Origin of the sequence: Pseudonocardia abyssalis (genome assembly GCF_019263705.2) — a bacterium.
Taxonomy (GTDB): domain Bacteria; phylum Actinomycetota; class Actinomycetes; order Mycobacteriales; family Pseudonocardiaceae; genus Pseudonocardia; species Pseudonocardia abyssalis.
On record NZ_JADQDK010000001.1, the window covers coordinates 5,181,507 to 5,203,475 of the forward strand.

19 protein-coding genes are annotated in these 21,969 nt (G+C 74.2%); 7 read left to right on the top strand and 12 right to left on the bottom strand.

Translation table 11 applies throughout. The features are described from left to right. Positions 1 to 177: 177 nt before the first annotated feature. The gene (locus tag I4I81_RS25430; protein ID WP_218603552.1) at positions 178 to 1,413 is read right to left on the bottom strand and encodes an acyl-CoA dehydrogenase family protein; all 1,236 of its coding nucleotides are present in this window, start codon (positions 1,411 to 1,413) and stop codon (positions 178 to 180) included. 27 nt (positions 1,414 to 1,440) lie between these two features. After that, a complete protein-coding gene (locus I4I81_RS25435) occupies positions 1,441 to 2,424 on the bottom strand; it encodes an AraC-like ligand-binding domain-containing protein (protein WP_218603553.1) in 984 nt (327 codons plus the stop codon). A 76-nt stretch (positions 2,425 to 2,500) separates the two neighbouring features. On the opposite strand from I4I81_RS25435, the gene I4I81_RS25440 reads away from it, so the two are divergent. Then, positions 2,501 to 3,064, top strand: coding sequence for a GNAT family N-acetyltransferase (locus I4I81_RS25440; protein ID WP_372453597.1), 564 nt, complete (start codon positions 2,501 to 2,503; stop codon positions 3,062 to 3,064). On the opposite strand, the gene I4I81_RS25445 is transcribed toward I4I81_RS25440, so the two are convergent. The 6 genes from I4I81_RS25445 to I4I81_RS25470 all read right to left on the bottom strand — a co-directional run bounded on the left by I4I81_RS25445 (position 3,024) and on the right by I4I81_RS25470 (position 7,961). Continuing rightward, entirely contained in the window at positions 3,024 to 3,362 is a 339-nt protein-coding gene (locus I4I81_RS25445) for an MmcQ/YjbR family DNA-binding protein (protein ID WP_218603555.1), read from the bottom strand. The genes I4I81_RS25440 and I4I81_RS25445 overlap by 41 nt on opposite strands. A 48-nt stretch (positions 3,363 to 3,410) precedes the next feature. Further along, positions 3,411 to 4,112: an alpha/beta fold hydrolase gene (locus tag I4I81_RS25450; RefSeq protein WP_218603556.1), complete on the bottom strand. Its 702-nt coding sequence runs from the start codon at positions 4,110 to 4,112 to the stop codon at positions 3,411 to 3,413. Between the two features lie 15 nt (positions 4,113 to 4,127). Beyond that, positions 4,128 to 4,937 (bottom strand): DMT family transporter, encoded by an 810-nt coding sequence (locus I4I81_RS25455; RefSeq protein ID WP_218603557.1) that lies wholly within the window; start codon positions 4,935 to 4,937, stop codon positions 4,128 to 4,130. Positions 4,938 to 5,070: 133 nt separating this feature from the next. Beyond that, positions 5,071 to 5,523 (bottom strand): GNAT family N-acetyltransferase, encoded by a 453-nt coding sequence (locus tag I4I81_RS25460; protein ID WP_218603558.1) that lies wholly within the window; start codon positions 5,521 to 5,523, stop codon positions 5,071 to 5,073. Beyond that, positions 5,523 to 5,771, bottom strand: coding sequence for a hypothetical protein (locus tag I4I81_RS25465; RefSeq protein ID WP_218603559.1), 249 nt, complete (start codon positions 5,769 to 5,771; stop codon positions 5,523 to 5,525). The genes I4I81_RS25460 and I4I81_RS25465 overlap by 1 nt, the downstream gene beginning before the upstream one ends. A gap of 123 nt (positions 5,772 to 5,894) precedes the next feature. Then, positions 5,895 to 7,961 (bottom strand): Hsp70 family protein, encoded by a 2,067-nt coding sequence (locus tag I4I81_RS25470; protein WP_218616388.1) that lies wholly within the window; start codon positions 7,959 to 7,961, stop codon positions 5,895 to 5,897. A 276-nt stretch (positions 7,962 to 8,237) separates the two neighbouring features. Here I4I81_RS25470 and I4I81_RS25475 point away from each other — a divergent pair, with 276 nt between their 5' ends. From I4I81_RS25475 to I4I81_RS25485, 3 genes are all read left to right on the top strand, one after another. Further along, positions 8,238 to 9,035, top strand: a complete 798-nt coding sequence (locus I4I81_RS25475) for a hypothetical protein (RefSeq protein WP_218603503.1) — start codon at positions 8,238 to 8,240, stop codon at positions 9,033 to 9,035. A gap of 103 nt (positions 9,036 to 9,138) precedes the next feature. Beyond that, entirely contained in the window at positions 9,139 to 10,947 is a 1,809-nt protein-coding gene (locus tag I4I81_RS25480; RefSeq protein WP_218603504.1) for a dynamin family protein, read from the top strand. A 73-nt stretch (positions 10,948 to 11,020) separates the two neighbouring features. After that, a complete protein-coding gene (locus I4I81_RS25485; RefSeq protein WP_218603505.1) occupies positions 11,021 to 12,487 on the top strand; it encodes a dynamin family protein in 1,467 nt (488 codons plus the stop codon). Between the two features lie 19 nt (positions 12,488 to 12,506). Here the strand turns inward: I4I81_RS25485 and I4I81_RS25490 are convergent, their stop codons facing one another. Then, positions 12,507 to 14,978: a helix-turn-helix transcriptional regulator gene (locus I4I81_RS25490; protein ID WP_218603506.1), complete on the bottom strand. Its 2,472-nt coding sequence runs from the start codon at positions 14,976 to 14,978 to the stop codon at positions 12,507 to 12,509. 121 nt (positions 14,979 to 15,099) lie between these two features. Between I4I81_RS25490 and I4I81_RS25495 the strand changes: the two genes are divergently transcribed. Together I4I81_RS25495 and I4I81_RS25500 are read left to right on the top strand one after the other, a co-directional pair. Then, complete coding sequence (locus I4I81_RS25495; RefSeq protein ID WP_218603507.1) at positions 15,100 to 15,753, top strand: IspD/TarI family cytidylyltransferase; 654 nt, start codon at positions 15,100 to 15,102, stop codon at positions 15,751 to 15,753. Next, positions 15,753 to 16,550 carry a glucose-1-phosphate cytidylyltransferase gene (locus I4I81_RS25500; RefSeq protein ID WP_218603508.1) on the top strand — a complete coding sequence of 266 codons (798 nt, stop codon included), beginning with the start codon at positions 15,753 to 15,755 and terminating at the stop codon, positions 16,548 to 16,550. Before I4I81_RS25495 ends, I4I81_RS25500 begins: the two co-directional genes overlap by 1 nt. Positions 16,551 to 16,568: 18 nt before the next feature. Here I4I81_RS25500 and I4I81_RS25505 read toward each other — a convergent pair whose 3' ends face one another. After that, complete coding sequence (locus I4I81_RS25505) at positions 16,569 to 17,567, bottom strand: peptidoglycan recognition protein family protein (RefSeq protein ID WP_218603509.1); 999 nt, start codon at positions 17,565 to 17,567, stop codon at positions 16,569 to 16,571. Positions 17,568 to 17,753: 186 nt separating this feature from the next. Here I4I81_RS25505 and I4I81_RS25510 point away from each other — a divergent pair, with 186 nt between their 5' ends. Then, entirely contained in the window at positions 17,754 to 19,586 is a 1,833-nt protein-coding gene (locus tag I4I81_RS25510; RefSeq protein WP_218603510.1) for an acyl-CoA dehydrogenase, read from the top strand. A gap of 7 nt (positions 19,587 to 19,593) precedes the next feature. On the opposite strand, the gene I4I81_RS25515 is transcribed toward I4I81_RS25510, so the two are convergent. Further along, a complete protein-coding gene (locus I4I81_RS25515; protein WP_226363570.1) occupies positions 19,594 to 20,214 on the bottom strand; it encodes a response regulator transcription factor in 621 nt (206 codons plus the stop codon). Then, on the bottom strand, positions 20,211 to 21,962 hold the full coding sequence (locus I4I81_RS25520; protein ID WP_218604674.1) for a sensor histidine kinase: 1,752 nt from the start codon (positions 21,960 to 21,962) through the stop codon (positions 20,211 to 20,213). The genes I4I81_RS25515 and I4I81_RS25520 overlap by 4 nt, the downstream gene beginning before the upstream one ends. Between the last annotated feature and the right edge of the window lie 7 nt (positions 21,963 to 21,969).

Consider the following 21,969-nt stretch of genomic DNA (forward strand, 5'->3'; position numbering starts at 1 on the left):
GGTTTCGAATGGACAACTCGCCCCCACCTGGGACGATGCGCGAACGCGTCGAGCTTCACCTGTTCGGGAACCCCCGGTCGGGGAACGCGCGCTGCCCCGGGGGCGAGGCCGGTGTGCGGCGCCGGGCCCGTCCGCCGTCGGTCCGGGCTCAGCGGGCGGCCGACGGTACCGGTCGCGTCAGCTCATGCCCGACGCCGCGAGCGCGTCGTAGCCCTCCCCCATCAGCAGCGCCTGCATCTGTCGACGGCGGACGCCGATGTTGGACCCCTCGATGACCGGGTAGGCCAGCGCGTCGTTGAGGTACCGGACGAGCGGGAAGTCGTGGTCGTACGCCGAGACCCCGACGAGCCTGATCAGGTCGTTGATGACGTCCACGCCGGTCTCGGAGCCGAACACCTTCGCGTGCAGCGCCCACTCCAGCCCCGACGGGTGGCCGGACAGTGCGGCGTCGAGTGCTCGCCACGACAGCAGGCGGACCGCCTCGATCCGGGCCTTGGCGTCGGTCAGGACGTCGGCGACGGACTGGTGCTCGATGATCGGGACGGCGCCGCCGCGCCGCTCGGTGGTGGCGAAGCGGTGGGCCACGTCGAACGCCCGGCGCATCGCGGCCACGGCGAAGGTCCCGATCGACGCCCCGCTGCCGACGAACGCGTTGCGCGTGAGCTCGACGCCCTGGCCCTCCGCGCCGAGCAGGTTGGCCTTGGGGACGCGCACGTCGACCAACCGGATCCGGGCGGTGAGGCAGCCGCGCAGGCCGGGGAGGTCGTAGTACTGCTCCACCTCGATGTGCCCGGCGAGGTGCTCGCGCTCGGCCACGACCAGCGAGACGCCGCCCGGGGTGCGGCAGACGATCGTCATGACGTCGGGGCCGTCTCCGTCCCAGCCGGGCAGGTGCGACGCCCACGCCTTGCGCCCGTTGACGACCCAGTGGTCGCCGTCGTCGACCGCGGTGGTGCGGGTGCCCTCGGCGGGGGCGGGGAGGTCGAAGTTGGCGCTGCCACCGGGCTCGGAGTACGCCATCGCGGCGACGGGCGCACCGGCGTCGGCCAGGAAGGGTGCGACGAACCGCTCGATCTGCTCGGGCGTCCCGACCTGGTAGACCGGCGCCAGCGCGATCAGCGGCCCGGCCATCGAGATGACGAAGTCGGGGCTGTGCGCGGCCCACTCCTCGATGAGGATCGCGGCGTCGACCCCGCCGCCGCCGGCCCCGCCGAACGGCACCGGGACGAACCCCTTCAGGAACCCGGCCTCCACGGCCTTCTCGAACGCGGGCCGGGCGAGCAGGGCGCGGCGCAGCGGGTCGGGCTCGGCGCGTACGGCGTCGGCGAGGTCACGCAGGTGGGCCTCGGCGAACTGGCGGGCACCGTGCTTGAGCTGCTCCTGCTCGGGCGAGAGGGAGAACGAGACGGGCACGGGATCCTCCGACGGTCGGGGTGGCGGTCAGCCGTCAGGCTCCCGCGACGAGCCGTCGCCGTCTTGTCCCTGCGCGCGCGGGGGCTGTGCATCCCGTGCACCGTGCCGCACGGCGCTCGGCGTGCACCCGAACTCACGGCGGAACGCCCGGCTGAACGACGCGGCGTCGTCGAAGCCCACCGACGCGGCGATCTCGGTGATCGTCGGACCCGGGCCGGGGGCGGCGAGCAGCGCGGCACACCGGTCCAGGCGCAGCCGCCGCACCATCGCGGCGAACGACTCACCGCCGGCGAAGGTCGCGTGCAGCGTGCGCGGGGAGATCGCGAACCGGCGCGCCACCGTGCGCACCGACAGCGACCGGTCCCCGAACCGGCCGCGCACGTACCGCTCGATCTCCGCCCGCAGCACGGCGCGCGGCGGCCCGTCGCCCGTGCGGCCGGACGTCGTGGCGGCCAGAGTGGCGGCGAACGCCTGCTCCAGCTCCGCCGCGGCGACCGGTCCGGCGTCGACGTCCCACAGCGACGCCATCAGCGCCCGCACCACCCCGCCCGGCCCGGTCGCGTCGAACCGCGCGCCGACCTGCGCGTGGACCGCGGCGGCCCGGCCGTCGAGCAGCGCGTGCGGCACCCGGTAGGACAGCATCTGCCACGGCGCGTCGAAGTCGAACCGGTAGGGCCGGGTCGTGTCGACGACCGTGAAATCGCCCGGCCCGACGACCGACTCCGCCCCGTCCTGGCGCACCCGGCACCGGCCCGCGACCTGCAGGTTGACGAAGAAGTACGCGTCGTCGGTGCGGGAGACCTCGCGCGGACCGTGGACGGTCTCCTGCGGCTGCGAGGTGATGTGGGCCCGCACGACGCGCTGCAGCGGGCGCGTCTCCACCCGGGCGGCGAAGCCGGTGCCGGGCCCGGAGCGACGGGGCACCAGCGGCACGAAGGCCTGGCAGATCACCTCGTGCCAGTAGTCGAACTGCTCCCGGTCGGGCCGGGCCGCGACATCCCACACCGCCACTGGGCCTCCTCCCGCGCAGCCGGATGGTCGTACACGCACTCGTCGGTGGTCAATCGCCGACGGCAGGATGGGTGGCGTGGACATCGAGACCGAGCGGATGGTCCTGCGCCGCTGCACCCCCGCCGACGTCGACGACCTCGTCGCCCTGCACACCGACCCGGCCGTGATGCGCTACCTGGGCCCGTGTGACGAGACCGCCGAACACGTGCGCGACGCGGTCCTGCCCTCCTGGCACTCCCTCGACGAGCTCGGCGACGGGTTCGGCTACCGCGTGGCGATCGAGCGGGACGGCGGGGCGTTCCTGGGGTGGTTCCTGTTCCGGGCGCCGCGGAAGGACCCGCGGCCGGGGGTGATCGAGGTGGGGTACCGGCTGCACCGGGCGGCGTGGGGCCGCGGACTGGCCACCGAGGGCGCTCGCAGGCTCGTCGACAAGGGCTTCGCCGAGCTCCCGATCGACACGGTCGTCGCCGACACGATGACGATCAACACCGGCTCCCGGCGGGTCATGGAGAAGCTGGGGATGCGCTACGTCGGCACCGTCCACCCGCACTACGACGACCCCGTGCCCGGCACCGAGCACGGCGACGTGCTCTACGAGATCACCCGCGCGGAGTGGGCCGCAGCGAGGCGGGCGCCTTGAGCCGCCACGCCTGCTCCAGCAGCTCCGCGAGCTGGGTCCCGTCGACCGCGTCGAGGTCGACGAGGATCGCCCCGTAGCCCTCGTAGTGCGCCGTCGTGGAGAACGTGGGGTCGCCCGACGCGAGCAGTGCCTCCTTCTCCCCGAGGGTGCACATGACGACCAGCAGCCCCTCGGCCTCCGTGCGCAGCCGCACGAAGCCCTTGCCCTTCACCTTCAGCGCCGGGGTGCGATACCAGGTCGACTCCTCGACCTCCGGCAGTGCACACCCGATCCGCACGACGTCGTCCCAGTTCGGCATGGGCCCATCCTGGCGGCCCGGACGGCCGTCGTCGTGGACGAAGCGGAACTAGAGGAACCGCTCGATCGCCTCGCGGGCGGCCGGCTGGTCGGCCGGTTCCTTCCAGCGCTCGACGACCTCGGCCCCCGGCAGCGTCGCGAGCAGCCGGGACGCGCTCGCGGGGTGGTGCAGGTCGTCGCCGGGGAGCACGAGCAACGGTGTGGTGATGGACGGGAGCTCGGCGTCGGGCACGCTGAACAGCGTGTGGTCGCTTCCGTACATCGCCCGGTGGTAGCGCGCCCACTGTTCCTCGTGCGCCTCCGGGTGCGCGGGTGCCTGCTCCCCGATCCAGGACCGGAACGAGTCGTCGAAGGCGACGCGGTTGCCGTCGCGGCCGATGGTCTGCAGCACCACGGCGGCGCGCAGCCGGTCCGGGGCCCGCTGCGCGAGCGTCAGCGCGAACGGGCCGCCGATGCACATGCCGAGCACCGCGAACTCCTCGACACCCAGGTGGTCGAGCACGGCGAGCTGGTCGTCGGCGTAGGTGTCCCAGCCCTCGTCACCCGTGACGGGAGCCGTGGAGTCGCCCGCGTTGCGCTGGTCCATCGCGATGACGCGGTGGGTACCGGACAGGTGCTCGATCGGGTTCCACGGGGCCCGTTCCCACCATGACACCGACGAGCGGAGCCCGCCGGGGGCGAGCAGCAGTACCGCGGGCCCGGACCCCTGGTCGACGACGGACAGCCGGGCGTCACCGCGTTCGACGATCATGACGCCCAGTAGAGCTCATCGACGCGCCGGTCGCTCGTGCGGCGAGCGGGCCAGCACCACCACGCCCGCGACGGCGATCGTCAGCCCCGCCGCGAGCACCGGCTCCCAGCCGGGGCGGACCGGGTCGCCGAGGAGCCAGATCCCGACGAGACCGGGGACGAGCACCTCGGTGACGGTCAGCAGCGCCGTCATCGACGAGACCTCGCCGCGGGTCAGAGCCGCGGAGTACCCCAGCAGCCCGACGAGGAAGAAGCCCAGCACGAGGTAGCTGGCCGGCTGGACGAGCAGCATCGACGGGTCCAGCCCGCCCTGCACGTGCGCGGCGCGCACCGCGAGCGTCGACCCGCCGAACCCGAGGCCCGCCACGACGGCGAGCGGCCACGCGCGGCGCCCGCGGCGCAGCACGAGCACGATCACGGACAGCAGCAGGACCGAGACGAGCAGGACGACGTCGACGATCGGCGAGCGCATCGGCGGCCGTGTCTGCCCCGCCGACGACGCCACGAGCACCAGGCCGACCAGGCAGGCGAGGACCGCGAGCCGGTCGACGCGCCGCAGCACCGTGCCGAACAGCCGCTCCCCGGCCAGCGCCGTCAGCGCGATGGTGCCGCCCAGTACGGCCTGCACCGCGAAGACCGGCAGGAACCGCAGTGCGACCACGCTGAACAGCCAGGCCACGACGTCGGCGCCGAGGCCGAGGAGGTAGCGCGGCTGCAGCGCGATCGGGCGGGTCCGGCTGGCGCGCAGGGCACCGTCGGCCTGCAGCAGCGCGCCCAGGCTGTTCAGGACCATCGCGACGAGAGCCGCTCCCACCCCGATCAGCACGCGATCCAGCATGCCCGGCCCGGACCGTGCCGGCAGCCGCGCCGCGCCGCGGGCCCGGTGTCGCGCACCGGATGGTGGTCCGCGCACGTCCGGACAAGCGCGGACGACCGGTGGGTGCGCGAACCGTGTCGGTTCACCCGTCCAGCGGCAGACGCATCTGCGGGAGGGGGCGGCCGAGCGGCGAGTCCGACCAGCCGACGGTGACCGCGCCCATCCGCTCGTAGAAGCCGACGGCGTACGGGTCGGCGTCCCATTCCAGCACCCGCGCCCCGGCGGCGACCGCCCGTGCGACGGCGTGCTCGAACAGCAGCCGCCCGCTGCCCCGGCCGATCTCGGCGGGATCGAGCCACAGGTCGTCGAGGATCGTGCGCCCGGCCCGGTGCAGCAGCGTGCAGAAGCAGCGCACCACGCCGTCGCGCTCGCCGACCCACACCTCGTTGGCGGCCACCACCTCCTCGGACAACCCCTGGACACGGGCGAACCGGGCCAGGAACTCCGGCGGGTAGGGCCAGTGCCCCTTCGAGCGGACGGCCAGCGCCGCCAGCTCGGCGGCCTCTCCCGCCCGTGCCCGCCGGAGGTCCAGCATCAGGCCGTGGGGACCTCGAAGAACCCGCTCATCAGGCCACCGCGCTCCGGCCCGTCCTCGTCGAAGCCGGCGGCGCGCCGTTCCTGCAACCGGCGCAGCGGCCTGCGCGACACCCACAGCCCGACCAGTACCAGCACCGTCGCCAACAGCACCGGCGTGCCGACGACCAGCGCCACCAGGCCGAACGACAGCGTCGCCAAAGCCAGCGCCGCCACCTCCATCGCGACGACCGCCGCGCCCACCCTCACCACAGGACCCACTCCGCATTCTCGATTCGTGTCGTACCTGCTCGAGTCCGGGATCGGCGCGGGGCTCCCCTCCGCGCCGATCCCAGCTCCACCTCCACCTGATCGGCGGAGGAGTTCGTGGCCTCAGACCGCCTGGCCGGTGGTGGAGGGCGTTCCGGTCGACGCGGTCGGTGGGCTGGCCACCGGCTCGGCCGGCGTGCTCGAGCCGTCGGTGCCGCCCGGCGTGGTGGTGCCCTGCCCCGCAGGCGGCGTGTCGGTGCCGCCGCCGGTTCCTGCCCCGGCGCCGGGCTCGACCGGGACGACCGACGACTCGACGACCGGGGACTCCACCGGCGGGTTGACGACCGGCGGGTCCGAGGACACCGGGGCCTGCGACGTGGGACCGCCACCGGTGGTGGTGCCGGAACCGCTCCCGGAACCGCTGCCCGATCCGCTGCCCGATCCGCTCCCGCCCGACGACCCCGACCCGCTGCCGGCCCCGGGGTCGGTGGGTGCCTCGGTGGGGGCGTCGACCTCGCTCGTGGGCACGGAGGTGTCGCCGGCGTTGCCGATCGACGGCGTGCCGGTCACACCGCCCTCGGATCGGGGCCACGCCACCACCGCGATGATCAGCAGGGCCACGGCGACCAGCCCGCCGATGCCGATGAGCAGGCCGATCGGGCGGCTGCGCGGTTCGTCGTCCGACCAGCCGTCGTAGCGGTCGTGGTCGTCGTGGTCGGTGGGAGGCAGGGCCCGGGGACGCGGCGGCGCCGACGGGCCGGCGCCCTGACCGGACAGCAGCGCGGTGGCCGGCTCGTGCGTCGGCCCGCCGCGGGCCGGGGTGTAGGACTGCTGGGGGGAGGACTGCTGGGGCGGGTAGGACTGCTGTGGGGCGGGCGCGGAGGACAGGGCGACCGCGGGGGACCGCGGGGGAGCCGACTGCGCCACCCCGTGCGGCGGCGTGCCGGTGCCCCGCCCCGGGCGCGGCGGCGGGCCGGTGGGTGCGGCGACGCGCGAGGTGACCATGTCGGCCCCGGCCGCCCCCACCCCGGCCACACCCGCGGCACCGGCACCCGCGACGACCGGGATCGACACCCCGGGCCACGACGCGGTGGGCTTCGGCGAGACCGCGAGCGCGGCGCCCTTCGCGATGGCGTTCTTCGGGTCGGTGTCGACCGCGACGGGCCGCCCGAGCTGCTCGGACACCAGCTGCGCGACCAGCGGGATCCGGGAGGACCCGCCGACCAGCAGCACGGCGGTGAGCTGGTCGGGTGTGAGCCCGGCGGAGCGGACCGCGCTGCGCAGCGCGGCGACGGTCTCCTCCACGTGCGGCCGGATCATCGACTCGAACTCGCTGCGGTGCAGGCGGACCGACCCGCGCGACCCCGGCAGCAGCACCGGGATGGAGACCTCGGTGTCGCTGCTCAGCGCCTCCTTGGCCTCGGTGCAGTCGCGGCGCACGCGGGCGACGGCCGACAGCGTGGCGGGGTCGGTGGCGTCGAGGTTCGCGAAGACCTCGGGCAGCCCGTCACGGACGTGGTCGAAGACGGCCTCGTCGAAGTCGATGCCGCCCAGGCGCTCCAGGCCCTCGGGCCGCCCGAGCAGGCCGAACCCGGCGGTCCCGGAGCCGGCGCGCGCCGGGTCGGCCTTGCGGACGACGGCGGCGTCGAACGTGCCGCCGCCCAGGTCGTAGACGGCGATCGTGGAACCGGGCTCGACGCGCTCGGCGGAGGAGTAGTGCAGGGCCGCGGCCTGGGGCTCGGCGAGGTAGGTGACGGAGACGCCCTGCGCGGCGAGGGCGCCCGCCAGCAGGTCGCGCTTGTGCGGGCCCCACGACGCCGGGTGCGTGACGGCGATCCGGGTGGCCGGGCCGCCCTCGCGCTCGGCGACGCGGTCGACGACCCAGCGGACCAGCCGGGCGGAGAGCTCCTCGGGCGCCCAGGCGCGGCCGGCCACGACGATCGGGGTGGGGTCGCCGATGCGGCGCTTGAACTCGCGGACCACGCGGTCGGGGTCGGTGAGCGCGCGGCGCTCGGCGGCGTCGCCGACGACGACGGAGCCGTCGGGGGCCAGGAACAGCACGGAGGGGATGGTCGCGCCGCGGGTCCCGAGCGTGACGACCTCGGGCTCCACCCAGCGCCGGTCGTCGGACCGGCACACCGCTGCTGACGTGTACGTCGTCCCCAGGTCGATCCCGAGCTGGTATCCCATGGCCGTCCCCTCGTGCCCCCGATGGCGCGCCCTACTCCTCGCCATCGGAGGAACACGCCCAGTTGTTAGCCCCCAGTCTCGACCACGACCCGATCGGGGCCTGCATCCCCCAACCCCCTAACGCCCCCCAACGCGTTTCCCCGGTCATCACCTCGGGCGAACTGTGGGTGATCCCCGATGGCCCGGGGCCCCGGGGTGCCTAACGTTCACCTCAACGCCGGATCAGCCGGTGAGCGAGACCCACACCGAGCTCTCCCCACACACCCTGGAGTCATCATGAGTGCCAGCCTCAGCGCCACCATCATGGAGTTCCTGAACAACATCTTCGGCGACCCGGCCGAGCGCGCCGCCTTCCTCGCCGACCCCGAGGGCTTCCTGGCCGACAACGGTCTCGACGACCTGTCCTGCGCCGACTTCGACGACGCGATCGTCGCCTTCGTCGAGAACAACGGCCGCGACGACGTCAACCTGGGCGGCACCTTCACCAACACGGTCCCCCGCGACGGCGAGAGCGACCACGAGGCCATCGCCCGGCACCTCACCGAGATCGTGCACAACTACGGCGACACCTACATCACCAACGAGGACAACGACGTCTACAACGACCAGTCCTTCAACGGCACGGTCATCGCCGACGGCGACGTCACCTTCGACAACGACATCGTCTCCGCCTCCGGCGACGGCGCGGTGGCGGCCGGCGACGACATCGAGGACAGCAACATCGTGACCGGTGACGACAACATCATCGGCAACGGCAACCAGGTCGGCGACGGCGCGTTCGGTGCCGGCTCGGTGGCCGGCGACGTGAACGTCGACGACGGTGGTGCCTACGCCAGCAACGGCAGCAACGCGTCCGGCTCGCAGGACGACAACTCGCAGGACAACGACCAGGACAACGACGACAACTCCACGACCACGGTCGACAACAGCACCACCACCACCGTGGACGTCGACATCGACGACTCGTTCCAGGCCAACACCGACGTCGACGACTCGTTCCAGGACAACTCCGACAACAGCGACCCCGGCAACGATGGCAACGTCGTTCTCGCGGGCGACGACGTCGACGCCTGATTCGACCCGTCCGGGCTACACAGCCGGCGCCACCCCCGGGGATACCGGGGGTGGCGTCGGCTTCGTCGTATGGTGGCCCCGTTGTCCGGGGAGGGATGCGTCGGTGGCGGTACCTGCTGCGATGGAGCTGGTCGATCTCGCACTGCGGGCGACCCAGGCGTACGACCGCCCGGACCTGACGACCCGGCTGGAGCACACCCGCCGCCGCCTGGAGGACCCGAACGTCCGGGTCCTGATCGTCGGGGAGTTCAAGCAGGGCAAGAGCCAGCTGGTGAACGCGCTGATCAACGCGCCCGTCTGCCCCGTCGACGACGACCTGGCCACCGCGGTGCCCACGGCCGTCCTCTACGCCGAGAAGCCCGCCGTCACCCTGGTCTGGGACGGCGAGCAGCGCCGGCGCAGTGACGTGCCGGTGGCCAAGCTCGCCGACTACGTCTCCGAGGCGGGCAACCCCGGCAACCGGCAGGGTCTCTCGCGCGCCGAGGTCGGGCTGCCGCGCAACCTGCTCAAGGACGGGCTGGTCCTCGTCGACACCCCCGGCGTCGGCGGTCTCGGTTCGGCCCACGGCGCGGCCACGATGGCGACCCTGCCCACCGCCGACGCCGTGCTGCTCGTCTCCGACGCCTCGCAGGAGTACACCGCGCCGGAGCTGGAGTTCCTGTCCACGGCGATGCGGTTGTGCCCCAACGTCGCAGGCGTGATCACCAAGACCGACCTCTACCCGCAGTGGCGGCGTATCACCGACCTCGACCGCGGGCACCTCGCGACCGCGGGGATCACCGCGGAGCTGTTCCCCGTGTCGTCGGTGCTGCGGCTGGAGGCGGTGCGCAGCGAGGACGCGGAGCTGAACAAGGAGTCCGGCTTCGCCGAGCTGGTGACGTTCCTGCGCACCGAGGTGCTGGCCCGCGCCGACGAGCTGGACCGCCGCTCCACCAGCCAGGACGTGCTCGCCGTGGCCGACCAGCTGGGTGCGAGCATGCGCGCGGAGCTCACCGCGCAGCGCGACCCGCAGCTCGCGGGGGCGCTGGTGTCGGACCTGGAGATCGCGCGCGGGCGCGCCGCCGCGCTCAAGGACAGGTCGGCACGCTGGCAGCACACCCTCAACGACGGCGTGCAGGACCTCACCGCCGACATCGAGTACGACATGCGCGACCGGCTGCGGGCGATCGGCCGCGAGGGTGAGCAGCTCCTCGACGCCGCCGACCCGGCCGACATCTGGGAGCAGTTCGCCGAGTGGCTCGAGGGCCAGGTCGCCACCGCGATGTCGGCGAACTTCGTCTGGGCCGGGCAGCGCGCGGAGTGGCTGGCCACGCAGGTCGCGGAGCACTTCGCGGCGGAGGGCGACTCCGTGCTGCCGGCGCTGCGCTCCGGTCGCTCCTCCGACGTGCACGGGCAGGTCGGCCGACTCGAACGGCCCGAGCAGGAGCGGATCGGCTTCGGTCAGAAGCTCTACATCGGCGCGCGCGGCGGGTACGGCGGGATGCTGATGATCGGGCTGGCGACCACGCTCGCCGGCTTCGCGATGCTCAACCCCCTCTCGATCGGCGCGGGCCTGTTGTTCGGCGCGAAGACGGTGCGCGAGGAGCAGGCGCGGCAGCTCGCCCGCCGCAAGGCGGAGTCGAAGGCGGCGATGCGCAAGCACCTCGACGAGGTGACGTTCCAGGTCGGCAAGGACTCCCGCGACATGCTCCGCCAGGTGCAGCGCCAGCTGCGCGACCACTTCACCTCCCTCGCCGAGGAGCTGCAGACCTCCGTCGACACGTCGGTGAAGGCGGCGCAGAAGGCCGTCAGCGGCGACGAGAACGTGCGCAGGGGCCGGATCCGCGACCTGGAGGCCGAGCTCGACCGCATTGGCAAGCTGGAGGACAAGGCCCGCGCACTCGCGCCGGCGGCGCGGAAGGTGCTCGTGTGACCGAGCTTGCGAGGACACCGTTCGACACAGCACGCCGTGGCGCGGGCGCGACGAGCCTCGGCGAGGAGTCCCCGTGACGCCGCTGGGCGTCGCGGTGCGGGGGCTGCTGCGCGACGGCGTCGACGCCTACCGCGACAGCCCGCAGGCCACCGCGTGGCTGCGCCAGCACCTCGCGCGGTTCGAGGAGCCGCTGCGCGTCGCGATCGCGGGGAAGGTCAAGGCGGGCAAGTCGACGCTGCTCAACGCGCTGGTCGGCGAGGAGATCGCGCCCACCGACGCGGGCGAGTGCACGCGCGTCGTCACCTGGTACCAGGACGGGCCGAGCCCGAAGGTCATCATGATCCCGCGTGAGGGGCCGTCCCGGCCGCTCACGGTCGCCCGCCGCGACGGCGCGCTGACGATCGATCTCGGCGGCACGCCCGCGGAGCGCGTCGACCGGCTCGTCGTCGACTGGCCGTCGCAGAGCCTGCGCGCCACCTCGCTGATCGACACCCCGGGCATCGCGTCGATGTCGGCCGACACCTCGGCGCGCGCGGGCGCGTTCCTCGTGCCCGAGGACGCCCCCGCCCCGGCCGACGCGGTGCTCTACCTGATGCGCCACCTGCACCAGTCCGACGTGCGGTTCCTGGAGTCCTTCCACGACCAGGGCGTCGCGAAGGCGGCTCCGGTCAACACCGTCGCGATCCTGTCGCGCGCCGACGAGATCGGCGTCGGCCGGCTCGACGCGATGGCCTCGGCCCGGCAGATCGCGGGCCGCTACCGCCGCGACGACAAGCTCCGCTCGCTGTGCCAGACCGTCGTCGCGGTGGCGGGCCTGCTCGCGCAGAGCGGGCGGACGATGCGCCAGGCCGAGTTCACCGCGCTCGCGACGCTGGCCAAGGCGGAGGCGTCCGACACCGAGCCGCTGCTGCTCTCGGCCGACCGGTTCGTCCGCGCGTCCGAGACGGCCCCGCTCGACCCCGAGACCCGCGCCGCGCTGCTCGACCGCTTCGGCCTGTTCGGCGTCCGCCTGGGGATCACGCTGATCCGCCGCGGCACCGACGACCCGAGCCGGCTCTCGGCCGAGTTGGTCACACGCAGCGGGCTCGACGAGCTGCGCACCGTGCTGACGACGCAGTTCACCGAGCGCCGCGACCTGCTCAAGTCGCGTTCCGCTCTGCTCGCGCTCGAACTGGTGTTGCAGCGCGAGCCCATCCCGGCGTCCCTGCCGCTGGCGCGGGAGGTCGAGCGGATCACCGCGGGGGCGCACGAGTTCACCGAGCTGCGGCTGCTCACCGCACTGCGGACGCGGGTCGTGACGCTGCCGAAGGACGTGAAGGCGGAGGCGGAGCGACTGCTCGGCGGTGACGGCGGCACCCCGGCCGCCCGGCTGGGCCTCGACCCGTCGGCCGACCCGGATCAGCTGCGCGAGGCCGTCCTCGACGCGCTCGGCGGGTGGCAGCGGCGCGCGGAGAGCCCGCTGTCGGACCGGGCGCAGGTCAGCACGGCCCGCACACTGGTCCGCACCTGCGAGGGGCTGCTCGCGAGTCTCCCCCGCTAGCCGTGGTGACCCAGGACAGCTAGCTGCGGACGATCGAGCGCAGGTGGGCGAACAGCTCGCCGCGGCTGCCGGAGCCGAGTCGTTGGCGCATCCGGGCGACGTGGTGCTCCACGGTCTTCGCCGAGATGAACAGCTGCTCGCCGATCTGCTTGTAGGTCAACCCCTCCAGCACGAGTGCGGCCACCTCGCGCTCGCGGTCGCTGAGCACGTCGTCGGGGCCGGTGCCCGGCGCCGGGGACTCCGGCGCGAACTCGACGGCCGTCACCTGCTCCACGACGTGCAGCGCGCGGGCGGTGCCCAGCAGCGAGGCCATGCCCTTCTTGTCGCGCGTCCGGATCGCGGCCTGGCCGGCGAGGCGGCCACCGTCCCAGGTCAGGCCGACGGCGTGCAGCCCCCGCGCCGCGGCCTCGACGGCGGCCGGATCGACCTCCCCGCGCAGCACGAGCAGCCACTGCCGCGCCCCGACGGCCATCGCGGCGGCGTAGCGGCTGGTGGAGGACCCGGCCTGCAGCGCGGCGACGTCGGGCGCGGCGGCGTCGGGGTTCTGGGCGAACATCGCCGCGTGCACCCCGGCCCAGTGCAGCGGGGCCGCCCACAGCAGCGGGTTGCCCAGCCGGGCCAGCAGGGCGGCGGCCTCGTCGAGGTGCGGGGCGACCCAGCTCTGCTCGCGCAGCCGGGCGGCCGCGACGCGCAGCTCGGAGAGCGGCTGGAGGACGAACAGGTCGACGGGGTGCTGCACGATCGCCTCGCGCGCCCGGGCCCAGCCGACCATCAGCGCGGCGGGGTCGCTCGCCCGCCGGGCCAGCGCCACCTCCAGCGCCGCGGCCAGCAGTTCGTCGCGCGGTTCGAGCAGGCGCCCGACGTCGAGCGCGGCCCGCGCGGTCGCGTGCGCGCCGCGGTACATCGCGATCCACCCCAGCAGCAGCCGGTGCCGCACCGCCGCGCCGCACCCGCCGAGCCCGGTGCGCTCCGCGCGCTCGAGCACCGACTGCGCGACGGCGAGCTCCCCGCACTGCACGGCGACGAGCGCGGCCAGGGCGGCTGGGGTGTCGGTGAGCAGCGCGGCCCGGTTGGGCGGCTCCAACAGGCCCGCCGCGCGCACCAGCTTCGACATCGCGCCGGTCGGGGCACCCACCACCGACTCCAGCACGCCCTGCGCGGTCAGCTCCTCGGCGCCCGAGCGCAGCGTCGGAGGCCTGCGGTCCGGCGCGGCCTGCCCGGCCACCGCGGCCCGGGCCTCGTCGAGCGCCCCCGTCCCGACGAGTGCGGGCACGGCGAGCACGGTGGGCCCGCCGAGGGAGGACATCCAGCGGTAGAGGTCGGCGCTGCGGGCGAGGTTGCCGCGGCGGGCGAGGACCGCGGCGGCCACGGCCCCGGCCCGGCGCGCACCCGCGTCCTCGACGGTGTCGACGTTGTCGAGGACCAGGTCGGCGTGGTCGAGCGCCACGTCGAGGTCACCGGCGATCACGGCGGCCTCGGCCCGGCGCGGGGCCAGGAGCAGCGGGGCGGCACCGGCCCGGATCGCGCCCTCGTAGAACTCGTCGGCCTCGCCCGCCGCCGTGCGGACGGCCTGGTCGCCCGCCGCGGTGAACACCGCGGCCACGCCCCTGCCCGTGGCCCCCGCGCGCAGCAGCCCGCGGGCCGCGCCCAGGACGTCGCCGCCGCGGTCCAGCTCGATCTCGGCGAGCGCGCGGCGCATCTCGGTGGCGGCGGCGGGGGGCGTGCGGGCCAGCACCGCGGACGAGACGAGCGGGACGGCCCCGCCGTCGGCCAGCAGCCGACCTTCGGCCCAGGCGGCGGTGACCAGCCCGTCGACGGCGCCGGCGCCGGGCAGCCCGAGCAGCGGGACGAGCACCTCGGCGTCGACGGGAGCGCCGATGGCCCGGGCCAGCAGCAGGTCGCGCACGCCCGGCGGCAGCTCCTCCAGCGCGTAGCCGAGCTGGGCGAGGACGCTGGCCTCGGCCGCGGTGTGCGCACCGAGCAGGGTGTCGACGAGAGAGGGGATCCCCGCGGTGCGCCGGAGCACCGAGTCGACGACGTCGGGGTCCGGCCGCCCGCCGAGCAGGAGTTCTGCACGGGTGGCGACCCCGGACCGGTCCAGCACCCCGAGCACCACGGGCCGCCCGCGTTGGGCGAGCTCGGCGCCCAACGCGGCCATCGCCCGCGACTCCGGGTACGGCCGGTGCGCGACCACGATGCGGCCCGCGTCGCCCGCGGCCAGCGCCGTGAGGTGCCGCAGCAGGTCGTCGGGGAGCAGGTGGGCGTCGTCGACGACGAGCGCGACGTCGGGGGCGAGGGTCTCGCCGGGAGCCGGGGCGTCGCGGCGCACGGGGACGCCCGCATCGGTGTACGCGGCGGCGACGGCGGCGAGCAGGACGGTCTTGCCGTACCCACCGGGGCCGACGACGTCGATCCGGCGGGCGGTGAAGGGGTCGGCCGCGATGTCCCGCAGGGTGGACCGCGCTCCGTCGGCGAGTGTCGACGTGTTCACCGTTGGTCTCCCCCTCCGTCGGTACCGGCCGGGCGGGGGCGAGCGTAGCGCCGGTCACGATCCGGCCCGCGTCGCCGCCCGATCCCCGCCCGATCGGGTGGCACTGGAAGGATGCCCAGACGTGACGGACGTCTGGGCGCTCGTGCTCGCCGGCGGCAGCGGGCAGCGCTTCGGCGGGCGGCCGAAGCAGTTCGAGCCCGTCGGCGGCATCCGGATGATCGACCGCACCGTGGCGGCGGCCCGTCGCACCTGCTCCGGGGTCACGGTCGTCCTGCCGCCGGGCCGGGCGTGGGACGGCGAGGCGGTCGACGCGCTCGCCGTGGGCGGCGACCACCAGTCGGAGTCGCTGCGCGCCGGGCTCGCCACCGTCCCCGACGAGGCGGCGATCGTCGTCGTCTGCGATCCGGCCCACCCCTTGGCGCCGGACCGCCTGTTCCTCGACGTCGTCGACGCCGTGCGCCGCGGTGCCGCCGGTGCGGTGCCGGTGGTGCCGATCCTCGAGGTGGTGCAGCGCGTCGAGGCCGGGCGCGTCGTCGCCACGATCCCCAAGCACGACCTCGTGCTCACCCAGGCCCCGCAGGCGTTCGACGTCGCGGTGCTGCGCGAGGTGCACGTCGACCGGCCCCGGCCCGTCGAGAACTCCGGGTTGCTGGTCGAACGCGGGCACCGCGTCGACACGGTGCCCGGCGACCCCGCCAACCTGCACGTCACCACGCCGGACGAGCTCGCGATCCTGGACAGGATCGCCCTCCCGAGGGAAGGACACCCCCGCTGATGGACCCCAACACCCCCGTCGTCATCCTCTGCGGAGGTCAGGGGACCCGTATCCGCGAGGTCAGCGAGAAGCTGCCCAAGGGCATGGTCGACATCGGTGGCCGCCCGATCCTGTGGCACATCATGAAGCTCTACAGCCACTACGGGTACCGGCGCTTCATCCTGTGCCTGGGCTACAAGGGCTGGGAGATCAAGCAGTTCTTCATGGACTACCGCGCGCACCTGTCGGACTTCACGCTCACGCTCGCCGACGGCGACCACGAGCCGCAGTACACCGACGGCCGCGGCGACGAGGACTGGGAGATCACGTTCGCGGAGACCGGCCTCGACGCCGGTACCGGCGCCCGGCTGCGCCGCATCCGCGACTACGTCGACACCCCGCACTTCATGATGACCTACGGCGACGGCGTCAGCGCCGTCGACATCGAGCAGCTGGCCACGCTGCACGAGAAGGCCGGGCGGGTCGGCACCGTCACCGGCGTGCACCCCACGTCGAAGTTCGGGGAGATGAACGTCGACGGGGACGTCGTCGCGGAGTTCAACGAGAAGCCGACGCAGGTCACCGGCTGGGTCAGCGGCGGGTACTTCGTGTTCGACCGCAGCTTCCTCGACGACTACCTCGACGACTCCGAGGGCCTGTTCCTGGAGGCCGAGCCACTGCAGCGCCTCGCCCGTGACCAGCAGCTCACCGTGAACAAGCACGAGGGCTTCTGGGCCGCGATGGACACCTACAAGGACTACCAGGCGCTCAACGAGCTGTGGGCCGCCGGCGACGCGCCCTGGAAGCTCTGGGACTGAGTCCGAACGGGAGGCGGCTCAGCGGGCGGCGGTCAGGAGCTGCTGCCACTGCTCCGGGCCGACCCGCGACGGAGGTCGGGTGGAGCTGGTGGCGGCGAGCGTCTCGACCGCCTCCGCCGCCTCCCCGCCGTCGCCCGCCTGCACGGGCGCGGCGAGCAGCGGCCAGGACTCGCCTCCGATGATCCCGTTGACCTCCTCGGTGGCGTGCTCGGCCTGGAACACGCGCACCGACTCCGCCATCGCTGCGCTGAACGTGCCGTCGACGGCGACCTCGGTGCGACCGGCCCCGCGCAGCAGACGCTGGGCGGCCTCGACGACCGGGCCGCGGTCGTCCTCGCGCAGCACCGGCCACGACGCGGCGCGCACCGAGGACCCCTCCAGTCGCTGGCCGAGCATCCCGCCGACCTCACCGCGCAGCCGCGGCAGCATCCCGTAGAGGACGTCGCCGGGGCACAGCGTGTCCTTGAAGTCGCGGTGGCCGTAGATCTCCGTGGGGGCGATCCCGTACTGGCCGCAGATGTAGGCGCACATCTCCCGGAGCCGGTCCCACAGCACTCCGGTCGGCTCGGTGTCCATGTAGGTGCCCTCGTTCTCGATGCCGATCGACACGAGGTTCTGCCCGGTGCAGTGCGCCCCCTCCACCTGCTTGCGCCCGTTGCGCAGCGCCTCGAGGCTGCGGTGGCGGCCCTCGAGCACGAACCCGCCGCGGCTGATCGTGAAGTGCTGCCCGGAGTCGAGCCATCCCCGACGGTCCATGTGGAAGTTCTGGATGCCGCGGGCGAGTGCGTCGGCCGCACCGCGCGAGAGGTCGGTGACGTTGGGGGTGGCGGTGTGGTGCACCAGGATCTTCACCGGCCGCTGCACCACGACGTTGACGACCCGGCTGTTGGGCCGGGCCCCCCAGGCGGCGCAGTCGGCGATCTCCGGGGCGGTCGCGGCGAGCGCCGTCCCGGGGAGCGCCAGGAGGGCGGCTCCGCCGAGAAGGAAACCACGCCGCGTGACACGAGCTGCACCCACAGTTACTCCCCCTGTGCACCATCCGACCCAGGAGAACCCTGCTTCGCTCACGCACCGTGCACAACATCAGAACACCAAGGTGTGATCGCCCGGGAGGGGTGAGTCGCCGGGCGGTACTCCCCCTTGTCGTGGTTACCGATGAGTAATACGCTGTTGTTACCGACGGGTAGAAGGAGTGACGGGGCCATGGGCCACTTCAGGAGCAACCTGCGAGACCTCGAGTTCAACCTCTTCGAGGTGTTCGCGGTCCAGGACCGACTCGGCAGCGGGCCGTTCGAGGGCGTCGACCTCCAGACGGCGCGCGACACGCTCAGGGAGCTCAACACCGTGGCCACCGGGCCGCTGGCCGAGCCCTTCGCCGACGCCGACCGCAACCCGCCCGTCTTCGACCCGGCCACGCACACGGTCACGCTGCCGCAGTCGTTCAAGGACTCCTACAAGGTCCTCTGGGACGGCGAGTGGTGGCGCCTGGGCCTGCCCGTCGAGCTGGGCGGCTACGGCATCCCCCCGACCGTGCAGTGGGCCGCCGCCGAGCTGATCCTCGGCTCCAACCCGGCCGCGTTCATGTACATGGCCGGCCCGAACTTCGCCTCCGTGGTGCACCGCAACGGCACCGAGGAGCAGCAGCACTGGGCCGAGCTGATGATCTCCCGGGCCTGGGGCGCGACGATGGTGCTCACCGAGCCCGACGCGGGCTCCGACGTCGGCGCGGGCCGCACCAAGGCCGTGCAGCAGGGCGACGGCACCTGGCACATCGACGGCGTCAAGCGCTTCATCACCTCGGCCGAGCACGACATGGCCGAGAACATCATGCACCTGGTCCTGGCCCGCCCCGAGGGTGCGAAGGCGGGCACCAAGGGCCTGTCGCTGTTCCTCGTGCCGAAGTTCCACTTCGACCCGGAGACCGGCGAGCCCGGTGAGCGCAACGGCGCCTTCGTCACCGGCGTCGAGCACAAGATGGGGCTCAAGGCCTCCACCACCTGCGAGCTCACGTTCGGCCAGCACGGCACCCCGGCCGTCGGCTGGCTGCTCGGCGAGGTGCACGACGGCATCGCGCAGATGTTCGAGGTCATCGAGCACGCGCGGATGATGGTCGGCACCAAGGCGATCGGCACGCTGTCGGCCGGCTACCTCGCCGCGCTGGACTACGCGAAGGACCGCGTCCAGGGCGCCGACCTGCCGCAGATGCTCGACAAGACCGCCCCGCGCGTCACGATCACCCACCACCCCGACGTCCGCCGCCTGCTCATGACGAACAAGGCCTACGCCGAGGGCCTGCGCGCGGTGTACCTCTACACCGCCACGTTCCAGGACCGGATCCGCGTCGGGAGGGCCGCGGGCGAGGACGTCTCCCTGGAGGAGCGCGTCAACGACCTGCTGCTGCCCATCGTCAAGGGCGTCGGCTCGGAGCGCGCCACCGAGCAGCTCCCGCAGGCGCTGCAGGTGCTCGGCGGCTCCGGCTACCTGCAGGACTACCCGATCGAGCAGTACATCCGCGACGCCAAGATCGACTCCCTCTACGAGGGCACCACGGCGATCCAGTCGCTCGACCTCCTGTTCCGCAAGATCGTCCGCGACAACGGGCAGGCGCTCGGGCACGTCGCCGGGGAGATCCAGGCCTTCCTCGACGCCGAGTCGGGCAACGGCCGGCTCAAGGAGGAGCGCGCGCTCCTCGCCACCGCGCTGGCCGACGTCCAGGGGATGCTCGGCACGCTCACCGGCTACCTCATGGCGTCGGCGGAGGACCCGTCGAGCATCTACAAGGTCGGCCAGCACAGCGTGCGGCTGCTGATGGCGCTCGGCGACCTGCTCGTCGGATGGCTGCTGCTGCGCCAGGCCGAGGTCGCCCTGACCGCACTGGGCGGCTCGGTCTCCGCCAAGGACCAGGCCTTCTACGAGGGCAAGCTCGGCGTCGCCCGGTTCTTCGCCAAGACCCAGCTCCCGCTGCTCACCAGCCAGCGGGTGATCCTGGAGCAGGCCGACAACAGCCTGATGGACCTGGCCGAGGCCGCCTTCTAGGGTCGCGTCAGCCGCTGCGGCGGTCGCGGATCAGGCGGATCACCTCCGCCCGGTCCGCGGCCCCCACCCGCAGCAGGATCGTGGAGACGTAGTTGGCCACCGTCTTCGACGACAGACCCAGGCGCGTCGCGATCACCGGGTTGGACAGGCCCCGGCCCAGCAGGTCGGCCACCGCCGCCTCCCGCGGGCTCAGGCCGGGGAACGCCGGGGCGGGGGTCGGGGCCGTCGCACCGGGGCGCGGCACCCCGCTGCCGAGCCACAGCGCACCCATCGTCGCCGCCTCGACGGCCGCCACGATCTGGTCGGGGGAGGCGTCCTTCGTGACGTAGCCGCTGGCGCCCGCGTCCAGCGCGGCCCGCACCGAGGCCTCGTCGTCGTAGGAGGTGACCACGACGACCCGCACGTCGGGGTGCGCCGCGGTGATCCGCTCGGTCGCCGCGGCACCGCCGAGGTCGGGGAGCCCGAGGTCCATCAGCACCACGTCCGGGACCTCCCGCGCGGCGGCCGCCACCGCCTCCGAGCCGCTCGCCGCCTCGGCCACGACGTCGAAGCCGCTGGCCCGCAGCAGCGCCGTCATCCCCCGGCGGAAGACCGGGTGGTCGTCGACGACGAGCACGCGGGTGCTCACGTCGTCCCGCGCCCGGCCGGCAGCCGCACGTCCACCCGGGCGCCCCCGCCGTCGGCGGTGCCGAACTCGACCGTGCCGCCCAGCTCGGTGGCCCGCTCGCGGATCGAGGTGAGCCCGATGCCGGGCCGCACCCGGGCGGGCAGCCCCACCCCGTCGTCGGTGACGCGCACGGTCAGGGTGTCGTCGCGCAGGGCCAGCGCCACGGTGCACCGCGTGGCCCCGGCGTGGCGGCGGACGTTCGACACGGCCTCCTGCACGATCCGCAGCGCGGCCAGGTCGACGGCGGCGGGGAGCTCCAGCGGCTCGGCGGGCCCGTCGATGCGTACGGTCAGCCCGTCGGGGCCGTGGACGCGCCCGGCGATGGCGGCGACCAGCCCGAGGTCGTCGAGGACCGGGGGGCGCAGCCCGTAGGCGATCTCGCGGGTCTGGGCCACCGCCCCGGCGATGTCGTCCTGCAGGTCGGCGGCGAGGCGGGCCAGCTCCGGGTCGGCCCCGGTCGCCCGTCGGGCGACGGCCGCCGCGCCGAGCCGGAGCCCGGCGAGGGTGGGCGAGAGGTCGTCGTGCAGGTCGCGGCGCAGCCTGCGGCGCTCCTCCTCGCGGGCCAGCAGCATCCGGGAGTGGGCGGCGGTCAGCTCGTCCAGCGCCCGTGCCCCGTGCAGGGCGGGCGCGGCGTGGACGGCGAGCAGGCGCAGCACGTGCCGGTCGTGGCCGGTCAGCGCGGTCTCCCCGCGCCGCGGTGCGACGGCCAGCACCGCGAGCTGCTCGCCCTGGTAGACGACCGGGAACTCCTCCGCCTCCTCGGGGGTCTCGCCGACGGCGGCGTCGAGGGCCCCGGCCCCGCGCAGCGCGGCACCGTCGAGGTGCAGGCTGTCGACCAGGGTGCGCAGCACGGTCTCGGGCACCAGCCGGGCCTGCGGCTGGGCGTCGAGGCGCCGTCCCAGGTCGGTGACGGCCGCGGCCCCGTCGCGCCGTCCGCGGTACACCACCCAGGCCGACGTCCAGGCGGCGAGCCGGATCACCGGGACGGCCGCCGCGGCCACGACGGCCGCGCCCCACCAGCCGCCGACGAGAGCCAGCGTCGCGCCGTAGGCCAGCGCCAGCACCGGCGCGGCGAGCGCGACCGCGAGCACGATCCGCAGCGGCGCGTCGACGTCGAGGACGCGGGGCCGGAGCAGGCCGATCGCCGCACCGACCGGCGCGGGCAGCACGGCCAGGTCGGCCAGTGCCACCGCGGTCGCGCTCCCCTCCCCGATCGGGCCCCCGCCCGCCGCCAGCAGGGCGAAGCACAGCACGCACACGACCACACCGAGGATCGCCCACCGCACGCTCTCCCGCTCGGCGGTGGAGGCCCGCCGCCGGTAGCGGTGCACCTGCCCGCCGATCAGCAGGCCCTGCGCGATCCCCACCCACGGGGCGAACCACGGCTCGTCGGTGACGGCCCCGCCGGTGACGAGCACGGCCGCCCCGATCGCCAGCGAGACGACGACCGGCCCGACGAACCAGCGCGGGACGAACCGCCCGTCCGGGTACGCCGCCAGCAGCAGCGGCAGGGCGGCGAACCAGACGCCGCCGCCGGAGTCGATCCCGGCCCGGTGCAGCGCGAGCTCCACCAGCAGCGCGGCCACGGCGAGCGCGGGCAGCGCCGGGCACCGCCGCCGCGCGACCGCCACGGCGAGCAGGGCCACGAGCGGCCAGGCCGTCAGGTGACCCGCGACGGTGCTCGCGAGCAGGAGGGGTTCGCCGTCCATGATGGTC